Here is a 13,265-nt window from a genome sequence, read left to right as displayed (position 1 = left end):
CGTGCATGTGAACCAGCACGAGAGCTGGCGAAAGAGCAGTCATAGCAACAACGACGGTGGCGCCTGTGTCGAAGTGGACGATGCGCACCCCGGCTGCGTGCGAGACAGCAAAGACCCCGACGGTCCCCGCCTCAGGTTCTCGGCCATGGCTTGGCAGTCCTTCGTCGCCGCCGTCCGCACCGGTGAATTCGACGCCCGCTGACCGCAGTTGACGGCGCTGCCGCCCCGAGCCGGGGCGGCAGCGCCATCTCCAGCTCCTCCAACACCGAGACCAGGGTTGGTGAACCGTGCTCCTGCCCTCCCTCCTCCAGTCGAACGTCAAAACCGGGCACGACCGGGAGGTGTTCGCCATCTACCCGTACCGTTCGGCCTGCCCCCGGTCGGTGTGGGCGCAGCTGATCGCCGAGGCGCGGTCCGAGGTCTTCCTCGCCGGGTACACCAACTACTTCGTCTGGCTGGAGCAGCCCGCGCTCGTGCAGACCCTGCGGCGCAAGGCCGCTAGCGGCTGCCGGGTTCGCTTCCTCCTCGGTGACCCGGCATCCGACACGACGCGTCAGCGTGAGCAGATCGAGGACGTGGCCCTCACCGTGTCCACCCGGATCAGGGTCACGCTGGAGAACCTGGCCGAGCTCTCCGGCACGGACGGCGTCCAAGCCCGGTTCAGTGCCCCCGAGGACGGCCCGAACCACGTCGGCCTGTCCGTCTTCCGCTTCGACGAACACGCCCTGGTCACCCCGCACCTGGCCCGCTCGGTCGGCCACGACTCCCCGCTGATGCACCTGCGGCGCAGCGGGGAGGGCGGAATGTTCGACCGCTTCGCCGAGCACATCGAGGAACTCTGGTCCCGGGGCAGCGACATCCACTCCTCCCCGGCCCGCGCATAGGAAGTCAGCCGCGCCGACTTCCTACTCCCCTGCCCGATCAGGAGGGACTCCCATGAACAACGAAACACCCGTCATCTGGCGCAAGAGCAGTCATAGCAACAACGACGGCGGCATGTGCGTCGAGGTGGACGATGCCCGTCCGGGTCGCGTCCGGGACAGCAAGGATCCAGACGGTCCCCGCCTCACCTTCTCATCGCCTGCCTGGCAGGCGTTCATCACCGCCATCCGCACGGGCGAATTCGACACCCACTGACCGCAGTTAACGGCGCCGCTGCCCCGGCCCGGGGCAGCGGCGCCCGCTCCACGTGTCCGTCTTCCGCTTCGCCGAGCACATCGAGGAACTCTGGTCCCGGGGCGGCGACATCCACCCCACCCCAGCCCACGCATAGGAAGTCGACCCCGCCGACTTCCCACTCCCCCAGGAGGGCACGACATGGCCAACGGCAAGCCGGGTGTACCGGTGCAGGTGGATCCCGCCCCGACGGGCGAGGACCACTCCGGGGTGTGGCTGAGCCGCTACGAGTTCTTCAGCAGCGGCCGCGACAGCACCTTCACCGGGCTGCACCACGTCGTCCTCACCCAGCACGGCAACCGCATCACGGGCCGCTCCCTGCCCGACGCGTCGTCCAACCCCGAGTCCCCGCTCTCCTTCGACCTGACCGTCGACCGGAGCATCGTCACCGGCACCTGGGTCGAACAGACCGCACAGGACGGCTACTACCAGGGCGCCCGCTACCACGGCGCCCTTCAGCTGCTGGTCGATCCGACCTGCCGACGCATGGCCGGCCAGTGGGTCGGCTTCGGCAAGGAGTTCGACGTGAACACCGGCCCTTGGGACCTCCGGCTCCTCGACAGGTCCACGACCGACGAGACCCTGGCCCGGTACAGCACGCCGCCCTCTGCGTAGCCGGTCGCCCCCGCACAGGAAGTCGGACCCGCCGACTTCCCACTCCGCCGCCCCTGCCCCACCGGACGCGTCCGGTGGGGCAGGGGAATGCGCTTGTGGTGCACGGCTGTTCGTTCGTCCGGAAGTGGTCGTGTCGAAGGACGGCGCGGCGGGGTCGAGGAGGAGCGTCATGGCGGGAGCAGTGGTCATCGGGGCCGGGCCGGGGATCGGGCAGGCGGTGGGTCGCCGTTTCGCCCGGGAGGGGCTGCCGGTCGGGGTCGTCGCCCGCACCGACGCGACGGCCGGGGCCGCCGCCGAGGCCGTCCTGCGTGCCGGCGGCGGGGGCGCGGTCGCGGCCCGTACGGCGGACAGCACCGACGAGGTCGCCCTGCGCGCCGCCCTCGACGGTCTGGCGCAGGAGTTGGGGCCGCCGGACGTCCTGGTCTACAACGCGGCGCTGATCCGGCCGGACACCGTCGGAGAGCTGTCCGCGCGCGAGCACCTGGACGCCTGGGCGGTCAACGTGGTGGGTGCGCTGACGGCCGCCGCGCACGTCGCCCCGGGGATGGCCGAGCGCGGCCGGGGCACGGTCCTGATCACGGGCGGCATGCCCGAACCCAAGCCGGCGTACGTCAGCCTCTCCCTCGGCAAGGCCGGCGTGCGCGCGCTCGTGACGCTGCTGGACCAGACGTACGGCCCCTCGGGCGTCCACGCGGCGAGCGTGACGGTGGACGGGCCGGTCGCACCGGGCACGGCCTTCGACCCCGACGTCATCGCCGAGCACTACTGGCGGCTGCACACCCAGCCGCGGGAGGCCTGGGAGCACGAGGTCGTGCACCGCGGCTGAGCCGTCCCGCGCACCTGCGCAGGAAGTCGGACCCGCCGACTTCCTGCGCAGGTATGGGTCTGGGCCTCACCCCAGTGGCTTCACGGAGTCGGCCCGTGGAAGCTGGCCCATGGTCGTTGAGTCGTCTTCCGATTCCGATCCGGCCCGGGCCCGGGACCGGGAAGCCGTCGAACGGGTCCTGGGCCGCCCCTTGGACCAGCTCTGGCCGACGGGCGCGCTTGGTGCCCAACAGCCGGGTCACGGTGGTCCGTGACCCGGCCTGGGACGGGCCAATACAGGGTCCAAGCGGCCGAGGGCGACGAGCCGGCCTCCTGGGTCCGCTTCGACGAACCGCAGTACGACAGCAGCGGAGGCAGCCGACCGCCGGCCGGGGCGAGGTGAGCGCCGGTCAGGCCCAGGGCAGGGCGGTGCGGGTCTTCCAGTAGGCCTCGGCGGGTTCGGCCATGGGGGCCAGGGTGGCGAGGTCGTCCGGGGTGAGGGGGATGTGCTCGGCGGCCAGGTTGGAGGTGAGCTGGTCGAGGGTGGCGGCGCCGGAGAGGACGATGTCGGCCCAGGGCTGGGCGGCGGCCGCGGCCAGGGCGAGGGCGTCGGGGGTGGTGGCGGTGCGGGTGGCGAGGGTGCGCAGGGCGGTGGTGTCGGGGCCGGTGGCGTTGCGGCCGGCCAGGCGGCCGTTGGCCATGCCCTCCTTGACCACGACCAGCCAGCCGGCCCGGTGGGCCTCGGCCAGGGCGGGGGCGGCGGAGGTCTCCAGCAGGTTCCAGGTGGCCTGGACGGCGGTGAACAGCGGGCGGCCGTCGACGGTGACGGCCAGGGCCCGGCGGATGGTGTCGCCCTGGGCGGGTCCGCTGGTGGACAGGCCCACCCGGACGCCCTCGGCGGCGAGCGCGGCCAGGCGCCGGTGCAGGGCGGGGTCGGTGAGGGCGGGGCTGTCGGGGGTGACGGAGTGGACCAGGTAGACGTCCAGGCGGGGGCCGAGCAGGGCGCGGGTCTCGCGGAGCTGGCGGTCGTACACCGCCGTGGAGTGCTCCTTGACCTCGTGCGCGGTGACGCCGCTGGTGCGCCAGTCGGCGGTGTAGGTGTAGCCCCACTTGCTGCCGACCGTCACCTCGGCGGCCGCCTCGGGGTGTTCGGCCAGCCACTGGGCGAGGAACTCCTCGGCGCGGCCGTAGGAGCGGGCGGTGTCGAAGTAGCGCACGCCGGCCGCGAAAGCGGCGTCGAGCAGGGTGTGGGTGCGCTCGCGCAGCGCCTCGACGGTGCGTTCGGCGGGCAGGTCGCCCGCGCGGCCGAGATTGATGTAGCCGGGCCGGCCGACCGCCGCGGTACCGAGGCCGAGGCGCGCGGCGTGCGGGCGGGCGGCGCCGGCGGACGTGGACGCGGACGCGGACTCGGGGGCCGGGGTGGCGGGTTCGATCGGCACGGCGGGGTCTCCTCGGGCAGGTGCGGGGGTGCTCACCTGGGACTTTAGCGTCCGCTCTCCCGGTCAGACGGAGGTCGGCCGGGTGGCTCCGGGCCGCACCGGGGCCGGAGAGGAGGCAGGGGCGGAGACGGGAGCGGAGGCGGGGGCGAGGGCCGGGTAGCCGTGCGCGGTCAGGACGAGGTCGGCGTAGCGCGGGTCCTCCAGCGGGATGCCGTGGCGGCGCAGCAGGTCGAACAGCTCGGCCAGGTGCCGGGGTTCGGTGCCGCGCGGCAGTCCGTCGGGGGTGGTGCCGAGGATGCCGAGGACCGGTCCGTGGACGCGGTCCGCGCGCTCCGCGGTTTCGGAGCGGGCCGTCCGGACCGTCCGGGCCGTGCGGGCGGTCCGGACGGTCCGGGCGGGGACCAGGCGCAGCAGGAGGACCAGCCGGGCGGCGCCGGAGTCGGGGTCCTCGTCGGCCTCCATGGTGAGGGCGACGATGTCCTGCCAGCGGTAGCGGCGCGGGAGGAAGGCCCGCACCAGGGTGAGGCCGTCGGTGTCGGCGCGCAGCCAGAAGCCGTACGGGACGGGCAGGGCGATGCCGAGGACGGCGGTGCCGGACAGCAGCAGGGCGGGGACGGCGCCGAGGCGGCCGGCGACGCCGGTCTGGGCGAGCACGATGCCCATGGCGAGGGCGAGGACGCAGCCGACGGGTGCTCCGGCGGCGCGCCACAGGAAGGCCAGTCGTACGGTCTGCGGCCCGGTGGGGTGTTCCGGCTGTGCGGTGGGCCCGAGTTGCGCGGTGTGTCCGAGCTGCACGGTGTGCCGTGGCGGTGCGGTGTGCCGTGGCGGTGTGGTGTCCACGGGTGCCCCCTTCTCGCGTCGTGCCGTCGGGGGTGCCGGCCGGTCGGGCCGTCCCCGCCGGGTGGCGGTACGGCGGTGCGACACGGTGCGGCCGGGTGTCGTGGGTGTGCTGCGGGTGCCAGGGTCCGGTGCGGTGTGTCGACGCCGTTCGGTCTCACGGGAGTCGGCCCTGCCGGCCGGGGCGCCGAGGTCGTTCGGACGGTCCGGCGGAAACGTCGGGCGCTGCCGGGGCGATGTGGTGTGAGGGCGCGTCAGATCGGCTCGGCGGCGCTTGCGGGCCTGCCGGTCCAGGATGTCAGCCGACGCTACGCGGGTCAACTGGCGTTGATTACGGGTATCTTCGGATCCACGCCAGCTGATGCCGTTCGGCTATCGTGACCTGGCCGGCCCTGCCCCGTCCGTCGAGGTCGCGGCGCGGAGGGCCCGGGTGTGAGGAAGGTGGGGAATGACGGAGTCGACGGGGGACGACGTTCAGATGGAACCGGTGGGCACTTCACCGGAGCTGAACGGACGTCCGGGCGGCGAGCCGGGTGGCGAGCCGGGCGGGCCCGAGGACGGCCAGGAGTACCCGGACGGCCAGGAGCACCCGGACGGGCAGCCCGACGGCGGGGGCGCCGAGGCGAGCGGGCTGGCGTCCCGGATCGAGGCGCTGTTCCACACCGTCCGCCGTCCCGACCGCGAGCAGTACACCAACGAGGAGGTGGCCCGGGCCTGCCGTGAGGCGACCGGGGAGTCCTTCTCCACCACCTACCTGTGGCAGCTGCGCACCGGGCGCCGGGACAATCCGACCAAGCGCCACCTGGAGGCGCTGGCCCAGTTCTTCCAGGTCCCGCCCGCGTACTTCTTCGACGAGCGGCAGGGCGCCGAGATCGCCAAGGAGCTGGCCCTGCTCGGCGCGCTGCGCGACGCGGGCGTGCGCAGCCTGGCGCTGCGGGCGGTGGGCCTGTCGCCGGAGGGCCTGGACACCGTCAGCGAGCTGGTCGACGTGATCGCCCGCCGGGACTCGGCGCGCAAACGCCCCTCGCCCTGAGCGCCGGGCCGGCCGGACAGCCGGACCTTCGGGCCCCGGTGACCGCCGACGGGCGGGCGGGACGCGCGGGGCACAGGACCGCCGGACGCACGTGCGGATGCGTCGGCGGTGGAACCGTTGGGGTGCAGCGGGGATAGGAGCATCGGCTTGTGGGGTGACTTGAGGGGTGGCCGGGACTACCGGTCCACGCTGCGGCGCTGTCGCCGGATGGCCGAACAGCTGGAACTGCCGAGCCCGTTCGACCCGGTGGTGCTGCTGGAGCAGCTGGCGGCGCGGCGCGGACGGCCGATCGAGCTGCTGCCGGTGCCGGCCCGTCCGCACGCCCCCTGCGGGCTGCTGGTCTCCACCGTGGCGGCGGACTACATCCTGTACGCGGCGGACACCGGCGTGCTGCACCAGCGGCACATCCTGGTGCACGAGATCGCGCACCTGCTGCTCGACCACGCCGGCTCCGCGCCGCTGGCCCCGGCCGCCGCGCTGCTGCCCAACCTCTCCCCCGCTCTGGTGCAGCGGGTGCTCGGGCGCACCAGCTACGACGAGCCGCAGGAGCGGGAGGCGGAGCTGCTGGCCTCGCTGATCCTGAGCCGGGCGGAGCGGGAGGACGCGGCCGGCCTGCCGGGTCCGGCGCCCTCCCGCGGGTCGCTGGACGCACTGGGGTTCCTGCTGGGGGCGGGGACCTCGCCCGGGTCCGCATCCGAGTCCGGAGCCGGAACCGGAACCGGAGCCGGAACCGGAGCCGGAACCGGAACAGGAGCCGGAGAGGACGAACAGCGGGACGACGCACGGAAGGACGGCCGGCCGTGAGCGAACTCGCCCTCTACCCCGTCGGGTTGTTCTTCGTCCTGAGCGCCTTCCACTTCGCCCGCAGCCGGATCGACTCCCGCGCCGCCGCCCGCTTCACCTGCTACGGCACGGCCCTGCTGGGCGCCGCCCTGCTGGTGCTCGCCCCGCCGACCGTGGGGGCGGTGCAGGACACCGGGATGCCGGTGCTGGCGGTGCTGGTGATCGTGCTCGGCGACGGGCTGCGCGACGGCGCGGCCGCGGCGATGCGGCTGCTGGCCCCGGCCCTGCGCGAGGCCGACGCCGGGCAGGCCGGACGGGCCGGGCCCACCCTCTCGGAGTTCCTGCGGCGCGAGGTGCGCGGCGGACTGGCCCTGCTGGCCGGGGTGCTGGGCCTGCGGCTGGCGCTGATCACCGCCGCCGCGCCGGGCCTGACCGGCGGGGACCTGGTCGTCGGGCCCACGCTGTCCGCACGCCTGGCGCTCGCCGGGTACACCGCCGTGGGGATGCTCCACATCACCGTGTGCCTCACCGCGCTGCTGCGCGAACTGGTGCGGCGCGCCCGCGCGGCCGGCCCCGGGCGGCTGGGCACCGGGCTGCGGCTGCTGACCGGCGGACTGGTGGCCGGGCTGCTGTGGAACGCCTGGAGCGTGGACGACGTGCTGCGCGCGGCCGTCACCGGCAGCCAGGACGGCCCCGAGGACCTGCTGTGCGCCGTCCTGGGCGGGCTGTGCGCGGCGCTGATCGCGGCGGGTCTGGGCAGCACCCTGTGGCCCGCGGCGACCGGGGCGGTCCGCGGCTGGCTGCGCGCCCACCGCCGCTACCGGGCGCTCACCCCGCTCTGGCGCGACCTGCACACCGTGCTGCCGGAGATCGCCCTCGACCCGGCCCGCCGCCTGCCGCTGCCCCCGCGCGACCCGCGGTTCGCGCTCTACCGGCGGATCATCGAGATCCACGACGCCCGGCTGATCCTGCGCCAGCACCTCGACCCGCGCACCGCGCAGTGGCTCGACGGCGCCACCCGCCGCTTCCCGCCGCCCTCCGCCCACGCCGCCGCCACCGCCGAGGCGGCCGCCCTGGCCGCCGCCCTGGAACTGGCCGCGGCCGGCGCCCACCCCGAGCCGGACGCCACCTCCGCCGAGGCCCCCGCGCCCCCCACGGGCACGACCACGACCACGACGGACACCATGGACGGCGAGGCCGACCACCTCGCCCAACTGGCCCTCGTCTACGCCACCTGCCCGGCCGTCGCCGAGGTCCGCACCCGCGCCCGCGCCGAACGGGCCCGCGCCCAGGTGGCTCAGGGGGCACTCAGCTGAGCCGGGCCGCCGACCCGACGGCGGTTCCACCGCAGGCAGGTCAGCCGAAGGCCACGACCAGCCGTACGGCCTCGTCCCCGAAGCGGTCCGCCAGCGCCTTCATCACCGCGAACACGTGCGGCCAGCCCGTCCCCTCCCCCAGGACGGTGCCGACGGTCAGCGGCTCGTAGCGGCAGCGGTACTCCCCCGCCGTCCACTCCACCGGGCTCTCGGCCTGCGCCAACCCGTGCGGCGGCGCGCCGAGTTGGTCGGTCACCTCGGCGGGCCAGTCGGCGGGCACGTAGCGCTGCGACGTCCGCCCCGGGGATGCCGTCGACCAGCTCAGCCGCCCCGCGAACCGCTCCGAGCGGGTCGTCGGATCCAGCCCGGCCAGCTCGGCCCAGGTCACCCAACTCGCCTCGACCAGACCGCCGTTGGACAGCCACGGCTCCAGCTGCTCGCGCAGCCGGCTCGACACGTCCTCCGGCAGTCCGCGCCCGGCCGCCAGAGGACGGAAGCCGGCGTTGTTGCGCACCCCGAACAGGCAGCCGAACGCCGCGTAGTCGACCTGGTCGTACAGCGGCCACAGGTCGAGCGTGGCGATCCACGGCTCGCCCTCGTAGTAGTCGCCGCCGACGCCGGGGTGGCGGTACTCGATGCCGCCGTAGATGTCCGTGCTCACGGCCGCCCAGGCTAGCGGCGGCCCATCAGTCCCACCAGAAGCCCCAGTTGTTCGCACCGACCAGCTCCTCCGCGTACCCGGACAAACCCCCTTCACCGCGTTGGAAGACGTTGTCCGGGCAGAACGCCGCGTGCTCGGCCGCCACCCGCAGCGCCTGCGACCGGGAGGCCGGCGGCTCGGCGACGCTCAACCCCAGCGTGGCGGCCCCGACTTCGACGACCCGGGCGCCGAAACGCCGCTGCCAGTCGCGCACGACGGCGGCGATCTCACCGCTGTCGCCGTGCCCGTTGGTGCCGTTCCAGCCGCAGGCGGCCAGCGCCTGCGCGCCGTCCTCCGCGCGTACCAGCCCGATCCGCAGGCGCGGCCGGGCCCGCAGCAGCGCCCGGGCCAGGGCGTCTGCGCAGTCCTCCGGATCCCGGCGCGGCGACGCGTCCGGGGCGGGGGCCGGGCTCGGGGCCGGGCCCGGCCACTCGGCGCCGAAGGGCGCCAGCTCCGCCAGCAGCTCCGCCTGGTCCTGCGGGTCGCCGCCCGGGCACCACAGCACGGCGCTCTCCCACCAGGCGCGCAGCAGCGCCCCGGGGTCGTACCCGTCCGGCGCCGTCTCCCCCGCAGGTTCCAAGCCCAGGTCCCGCTCCTCCAGCGCCGGGACGTCCCGCCCCGGCGCCAGCAGCAGCGGCCACAGCCCCGACCCCGCGTGCTCCCGGTGCAGCCGCTGCCACGCCCCCTTCGGCGCCGGCCCGTCGCTCACCCACAGCCCGGGCGTCACCTGACGCCCCGGCAGCGGCGGTGCCGGACGGCGCTCGGCGCTGCGGTCGGGGAAGCGTCGGCGCAGGTCACGGAGGAGCTGGGAATCGATCACCTGCCCACGGTAGGGGTACGCACCGACACTGCGCGGGGGCGAGTGTCGGTACCCCGGGTTAACCTCCGTCCCGACCGTTGGGGAAGGAGAAACTGGTGAGGACCGTCGGCGACTTCGTTCCGCTGCTCGGACCGCCCGTACGCACGGGTGAGGGGCCGCTGGTGGCGCAGGTCGGCGCGGCCTGGTCGGTGACGTTCCCCGAGGACTTCGTCGCGATCGTCGGCGCGTACGGCGATTCGGCCGTCGCGGAGCGGCTCTTCCTCTGCGGAGCCCGCAGCCTGCGCTCGTACGCCGCCCTGATGGGCGGGGTGTTGGAGCAGGCCGGGCCGGTGCCCCACCGCGTCCTGCCGGCCGCCGGCGGTGCCCTGCTGTGGGGGAACACCATCGACGGCGACCAGTTCTTCCTGGTGCCGCGGCCCGACGGGAGGTGGACGGTGTCGGCGTTCCGCCGCCTCGACGCCGAGCACTGGTACGACTCCGACCTGGAGTTCGGCGACTGGCTGCACCGTGCGCTGACCGGCCGGGTGGCGGCGGACTGGCTCCCCCGCTGGACGGCGCTGCCGCACCGGGTCGAACCGGAGGACTGACCGCCGCGCCGGGGCCGGACGGCGGACCTAGGCTGGTGGGAGGGGTGCGGCGGGGTCTCGGACGCGGCCCCGGGGGTCCTGCGCGGTGTGCCTGGAGGTGGAGCATGCACGGCACGGCCGGTCCCGGACGGCTGGGGGTGCTGGCGGCGGTGGGGCTGCTCGTCGCGGGCGGTTCGCTCACGTCCGGGGCGGGGCCGGCCGTGGCGGCCGGCAGCGCGCCGGTGCGGGCCTGCCCCGCGCGGGCGAGCGCACCGGGGCTGCCGCCGCCGGGCGCCGTACCGGCCGCGGTGGCGGTGCCGGACGGGGTGGTCGTGCCGGCGACGGCGGCGGTGTACGGCGCCCGGTACCCGGGCGAGACGTACTTCCTGGTCGCGCCGGCCGGCTGGACCTGCGACACCGTGTTCTTCGCCGGGGACGGCGGCCAGCAGGCCTACGTGCACCCCGGCGCCCCGGCCGCCGACCCGGCGGACACCCGCTTCGACGCGGTGGTGCGGGCCGTCTTCGTGAGCGGCGGCGCGCAGACGGACGTCGACCTGGCCTGCGGTCTGGTCCCCGCCGCCGGGGCCGCCCCCAACACCTGCGACGCCCCGGCCCGGCTGCCCGCGACCCGGGTGCACGCCGTACCCACCCGGGCCCCGGGCCTGCTGCTGACCGCCGTCGGCGTCCCGGCGAACACCCGTGAGCCCAACCTGCCGACCACCGGCGGGCCGAACCGCACCGTCGCGCTGGTCACCTTCCAGTCCCCCGGCGGCCCGGCCCAGGAGATCAGCTGCACCGTCCCCGCGTCCGCCGCGTCCGTGCCGCTCTGCCAGGCCGCCCTGGGCCACCTGCTGGCGACCGGCGCCGCTGCCAAGCAGCTCTCCCGGGCGGACCTGGCGGCCGCCCTCACCGACCTGGACGGCTTCGTCGCCGGCTACCTCGCGCAGCCGTGACCCCGCAGGTCAGCCGGCCTGGGCGACGAGCAGCCGGACCAGGTCGACCGCCTCCTGGAGGCTGAGCCCGGGGTGGGCCCTGCGCACCTCCCGCACCGCCTTGACCTCGGCCGTGCGGGGGTCGATGCCGGCGGCCGCCAGCAGCGTGCGGGTCCGCGCCACCCCGTCGGGGCCGACGCCGGGCACGAAGTCCTCGACGAGGCCGAGCGCGCGGCGCAGGCCGGGGCGCTCCTCCTCGGCGGCGGTGTCCAGTGCGGTCTGCAGGGCCGTCCTGAGGACGTCGAGGTCGGAGGGCTTCGGGGTGTCGGACAGCGACTTGAACACGGTGGTCGACTCTTCTCTGATCGCGGTGCGGTGTTCGGACTTCGGGTCTTCGGGTCTTCGGGTCTTCGAGGTCAGTAGGCGGTCTTCGCCAGGCGCTTGCGCTCACGCTCGGAGAGGCTGGAGCCGGACTCCCGGCGGGCCATCCGGCGCAGCAGCCCGGGGGCCAGCAGGAAGCCCGCGACGGCCCAGCACAGCAGCACGCCGATGGTCGGCAGGTACTGCCAACTGCCCGACACCTCAAGGGCCTTGGCGCTGTCGGGCAGGAGCGCGGAGCGCACGCCCTGGGCGATCCAGCGCAGCGGGAAGACCGAGCCGAGGATCTGCAGGGCGGTGGGCAGGTTGCGCAGCGGGGCGAAGGCGCCGGAGATGAACATCAGCCCGAGCATGGGCATCATGTAGAGCGCGAGTGCCTCGCGGGCCGGCGGCAGGAGTGCGCCGATCGCGGCGCCCATCGGGACGACGGCGGCGGTGCCGAGCAGCAGGACCCCGGCCAGGGTGAGCCACTGTCCGGGGGTGGCGGGCAGGTCGGCGTGCAGCAGCAGGGCGCCGCCGAACAGCAGCAGGAGGATCGAGGCGCCCATGGTGACCAGGACGAACAGCGCCTTGGCGACCAGGTAGGCGGGCATCGCCCCGGGTACGCCGCGCAGTCGCAGCAGGGTGCCGTCCTCGCGGTCGCCGGAGAGGAACTGGGGGACGGTCAGCAGGCCGAACATGAAGACGGTGGAGGCGATGCCGCCGGCCAGGCTCAGCTGGGTCAGGCCGCCGTCGCCGCCGGAGGAGCTGGAGCGCCAGTAGGAGATGCCGAGGAAGACCAGCGGCGTGGTCAGGTAGGAGTAGAGGTCCTTGCGGCTGCGCAGGATCTGGCGCAGTTCGATCGCACCGCGGCGCAGGCCGAGGACGTACGGGTTCACGGGCTTCACGACGCCTCCGCCGGGTTCGTCGCAGGGGTGGTGCCGACCATGCCGAGGTAGGTGTCCTCCAGGCTGGGGCGGCGCACCTCCAGGTCGGGGATCGGTCCGCCGATCCGCTGGTGCAGTTCCCACACGGTCTGCGAGGGGTCGGCGGTGCGCAGGCTGCGCGGGGTGCCGTCGGGTTCGCTCCAGCGCACCTCGGACTCGGCCCGGGCGGCCTCGGCGAGTTCGGCCAGGGTGCCGCAGGCGGTGAGCCGGCCGGCCTCCAGGATGCCGATCCGGTCGGCCAACTGCTGGGCCTCGGTGAGGTCGTGGGTGGTCAGCAGGATGGTGGTGGCGCGTTCGTCGCGCAGTTCGCGCAGCAGGGCGTGGAAGTCGCGGCGCGCCTCGGGGTCGAAGCCGGCGGTCGGTTCGTCCAGGAAGAGCAGTTCGGGGCGGCCGACCAGGCCGAGGGCGACGTCGAGGCGGCGGCGCTGTCCGCCGGAGAGGGTGGCCGCGGTGCGGTCGGCCTGGCCGGTCAGGCCGACCCGTTCGAGCAGTTCGGCCGGCTCGTAGGGGTCGGGGTAGTAGCGGGCCAGGTGGCCGAGGAGTTCGGCGACGCGCCAGCGGCCGTGGTCGCGGCTGGACTGCAGGACGATCCCGACCCGGGCGCGCCAGGCGGGGTCGTCGCGGGCCGGGTCGCGGCCGAGGACGGAGACCTCGCCGGCGGAGCGCAGCCGGTAGCCCTCCAGGATCTCGATGGTGGTGCTCTTGCCGGCGCCGTTGGGGCCGAGCAGGGCGAACAGTTCGGCGCGCTCGACCCTCAGGTCCAGGCCGTCCAGGACGTCCCGGCTGCCGTAGCGCATCCGCAGCCCGGAGGTCAGGATCGCCGGTCCCGCCCCGGGTCGTTCGCTTCCGGACCGGTCGGCCGCGGTGGTCTGCGGCGTCGGTGTCACGGTCATGTCTCTGCCTCCCCCTTGCACATGCCCGCCACGCTAGTACTTGCCGG

General features: G+C 74.9%; 16 protein-coding genes and 1 pseudogene. 10 read left to right on the top strand and 7 right to left on the bottom strand.

Annotated features, from left to right (window positions below):
• The first annotated feature begins 1 nt into the window (after position 1).
• The 5 genes and pseudogenes from ACIP4P_RS26585 to ACIP4P_RS26565 all read left to right on the top strand — a co-directional run bounded on the left by ACIP4P_RS26585 (position 2) and on the right by ACIP4P_RS26565 (position 2,617).
• Positions 2 to 202 (top strand): DUF397 domain-containing protein, encoded by a 201-nt coding sequence (locus tag ACIP4P_RS26585; protein ID WP_400922485.1) that lies wholly within the window; start codon positions 2 to 4, stop codon positions 200 to 202.
• A gap of 85 nt (positions 203 to 287) precedes the next feature.
• Positions 288 to 884, top strand: a complete 597-nt coding sequence (locus ACIP4P_RS26580; RefSeq protein WP_400922483.1) for a DUF5919 domain-containing protein — start codon at positions 288 to 290, stop codon at positions 882 to 884.
• A 52-nt stretch (positions 885 to 936) separates the two neighbouring features.
• Entirely contained in the window at positions 937 to 1,137 is a 201-nt protein-coding gene (locus ACIP4P_RS26575; protein WP_400922481.1) for a DUF397 domain-containing protein, read from the top strand.
• Positions 1,138 to 1,305: 168 nt separating this feature from the next.
• Positions 1,306 to 1,791 (top strand): annotated as a pseudogene (locus ACIP4P_RS26570) (XRE family transcriptional regulator); the annotation flags it as partial.
• A 169-nt stretch (positions 1,792 to 1,960) separates the two neighbouring features.
• Positions 1,961 to 2,617, top strand: a complete 657-nt coding sequence (locus ACIP4P_RS26565; RefSeq protein WP_400922479.1) for an SDR family NAD(P)-dependent oxidoreductase — start codon at positions 1,961 to 1,963, stop codon at positions 2,615 to 2,617.
• A 388-nt stretch (positions 2,618 to 3,005) separates the two neighbouring features.
• Here ACIP4P_RS26565 and ACIP4P_RS26560 read toward each other — a convergent pair whose 3' ends face one another.
• Entirely contained in the window at positions 3,006 to 4,034 is a 1,029-nt protein-coding gene (locus tag ACIP4P_RS26560) for an aldo/keto reductase (protein WP_400922478.1), read from the bottom strand.
• A gap of 63 nt (positions 4,035 to 4,097) precedes the next feature.
• Positions 4,098 to 4,874, bottom strand: coding sequence for a hypothetical protein (locus tag ACIP4P_RS26555; RefSeq protein WP_400922476.1), 777 nt, complete (start codon positions 4,872 to 4,874; stop codon positions 4,098 to 4,100).
• 484 nt (positions 4,875 to 5,358) lie between these two features.
• On the opposite strand from ACIP4P_RS26555, the gene ACIP4P_RS26550 reads away from it, so the two are divergent.
• From ACIP4P_RS26550 to ACIP4P_RS26540, 3 genes are all read left to right on the top strand, one after another.
• Positions 5,359 to 5,904: an XRE family transcriptional regulator gene (locus ACIP4P_RS26550; RefSeq protein WP_400922474.1), complete on the top strand. Its 546-nt coding sequence runs from the start codon at positions 5,359 to 5,361 to the stop codon at positions 5,902 to 5,904.
• A 207-nt stretch (positions 5,905 to 6,111) separates the two neighbouring features.
• Positions 6,112 to 6,708 carry a ParH-like protein gene (locus ACIP4P_RS26545; RefSeq protein WP_400922472.1) on the top strand — a complete coding sequence of 199 codons (597 nt, stop codon included), beginning with the start codon at positions 6,112 to 6,114 and terminating at the stop codon, positions 6,706 to 6,708.
• Positions 6,705 to 8,003, top strand: coding sequence for an MAB_1171c family putative transporter (locus tag ACIP4P_RS26540; protein ID WP_400922470.1), 1,299 nt, complete (start codon positions 6,705 to 6,707; stop codon positions 8,001 to 8,003). Before ACIP4P_RS26545 ends, ACIP4P_RS26540 begins: the two co-directional genes overlap by 4 nt.
• Before the next feature lie 40 nt (positions 8,004 to 8,043).
• Here ACIP4P_RS26540 and ACIP4P_RS26535 read toward each other — a convergent pair whose 3' ends face one another.
• Positions 8,044 to 8,664 carry a hypothetical protein gene (locus ACIP4P_RS26535; RefSeq protein ID WP_400922468.1) on the bottom strand — a complete coding sequence of 207 codons (621 nt, stop codon included), beginning with the start codon at positions 8,662 to 8,664 and terminating at the stop codon, positions 8,044 to 8,046.
• A 25-nt stretch (positions 8,665 to 8,689) separates the two neighbouring features.
• A complete protein-coding gene (locus ACIP4P_RS26530; RefSeq protein ID WP_400922466.1) occupies positions 8,690 to 9,523 on the bottom strand; it encodes a DUF4253 domain-containing protein in 834 nt (277 codons plus the stop codon).
• Between the two features lie 95 nt (positions 9,524 to 9,618).
• On the opposite strand from ACIP4P_RS26530, the gene ACIP4P_RS26525 reads away from it, so the two are divergent.
• Both ACIP4P_RS26525 and ACIP4P_RS26520 read left to right on the top strand, forming a co-directional pair.
• Positions 9,619 to 10,110, top strand: a complete 492-nt coding sequence (locus tag ACIP4P_RS26525) for a hypothetical protein (RefSeq protein WP_400922463.1) — start codon at positions 9,619 to 9,621, stop codon at positions 10,108 to 10,110.
• A gap of 104 nt (positions 10,111 to 10,214) precedes the next feature.
• Positions 10,215 to 11,042: a hypothetical protein gene (locus ACIP4P_RS26520; protein WP_400922461.1), complete on the top strand. Its 828-nt coding sequence runs from the start codon at positions 10,215 to 10,217 to the stop codon at positions 11,040 to 11,042.
• A 9-nt stretch (positions 11,043 to 11,051) separates the two neighbouring features.
• On the opposite strand, the gene ACIP4P_RS26515 is transcribed toward ACIP4P_RS26520, so the two are convergent.
• The 3 genes from ACIP4P_RS26515 to ACIP4P_RS26505 form a co-directional block, all read right to left on the bottom strand.
• Positions 11,052 to 11,366 (bottom strand): hypothetical protein, encoded by a 315-nt coding sequence (locus ACIP4P_RS26515; RefSeq protein WP_400922459.1) that lies wholly within the window; start codon positions 11,364 to 11,366, stop codon positions 11,052 to 11,054.
• Between the two features lie 71 nt (positions 11,367 to 11,437).
• The gene (locus ACIP4P_RS26510) at positions 11,438 to 12,286 is read right to left on the bottom strand and encodes an ABC transporter permease (RefSeq protein ID WP_400922457.1); all 849 of its coding nucleotides are present in this window, start codon (positions 12,284 to 12,286) and stop codon (positions 11,438 to 11,440) included.
• Positions 12,283 to 13,218, bottom strand: a complete 936-nt coding sequence (locus ACIP4P_RS26505) for an ABC transporter ATP-binding protein (RefSeq protein WP_400922455.1) — start codon at positions 13,216 to 13,218, stop codon at positions 12,283 to 12,285. The genes ACIP4P_RS26510 and ACIP4P_RS26505 overlap by 4 nt, the downstream gene beginning before the upstream one ends.
• Positions 13,219 to 13,265 lie beyond the last annotated feature (47 nt).

It is taken from the genome of Kitasatospora sp. NPDC089509, from assembly GCF_044749365.1.
Lineage (GTDB): Bacteria > Actinomycetota > Actinomycetes > Streptomycetales > Streptomycetaceae > Kitasatospora.
Note: the sequence above shows the minus strand (reverse complement) of the source record. Positions and strands in the feature narration are given on the sequence as shown.

Bases quoted from the DNA above. Each gene is read 5' to 3' on its own strand.
- ACIP4P_RS26520 (WP_400922461.1), top strand. From the start codon at position 10,215: ATGCACGGCACGGCCGGTCCCGGACGGCTGGGGGTGCTGGCGGCGGTG.
- ACIP4P_RS26505 (WP_400922455.1), bottom strand. From the start codon at position 13,218: ATGACCGTGACACCGACGCCGCAGACCACCGCGGCCGACCGGTCCGGA.
- ACIP4P_RS26545 (WP_400922472.1), top strand. From the start codon at position 6,112: ATGGCCGAACAGCTGGAACTGCCGAGCCCGTTCGACCCGGTGGTGCTG.
- ACIP4P_RS26565 (WP_400922479.1), top strand. From the start codon at position 1,961: ATGGCGGGAGCAGTGGTCATCGGGGCCGGGCCGGGGATCGGGCAGGCG.
- ACIP4P_RS26575 (WP_400922481.1), top strand. From the start codon at position 937: ATGAACAACGAAACACCCGTCATCTGGCGCAAGAGCAGTCATAGCAAC.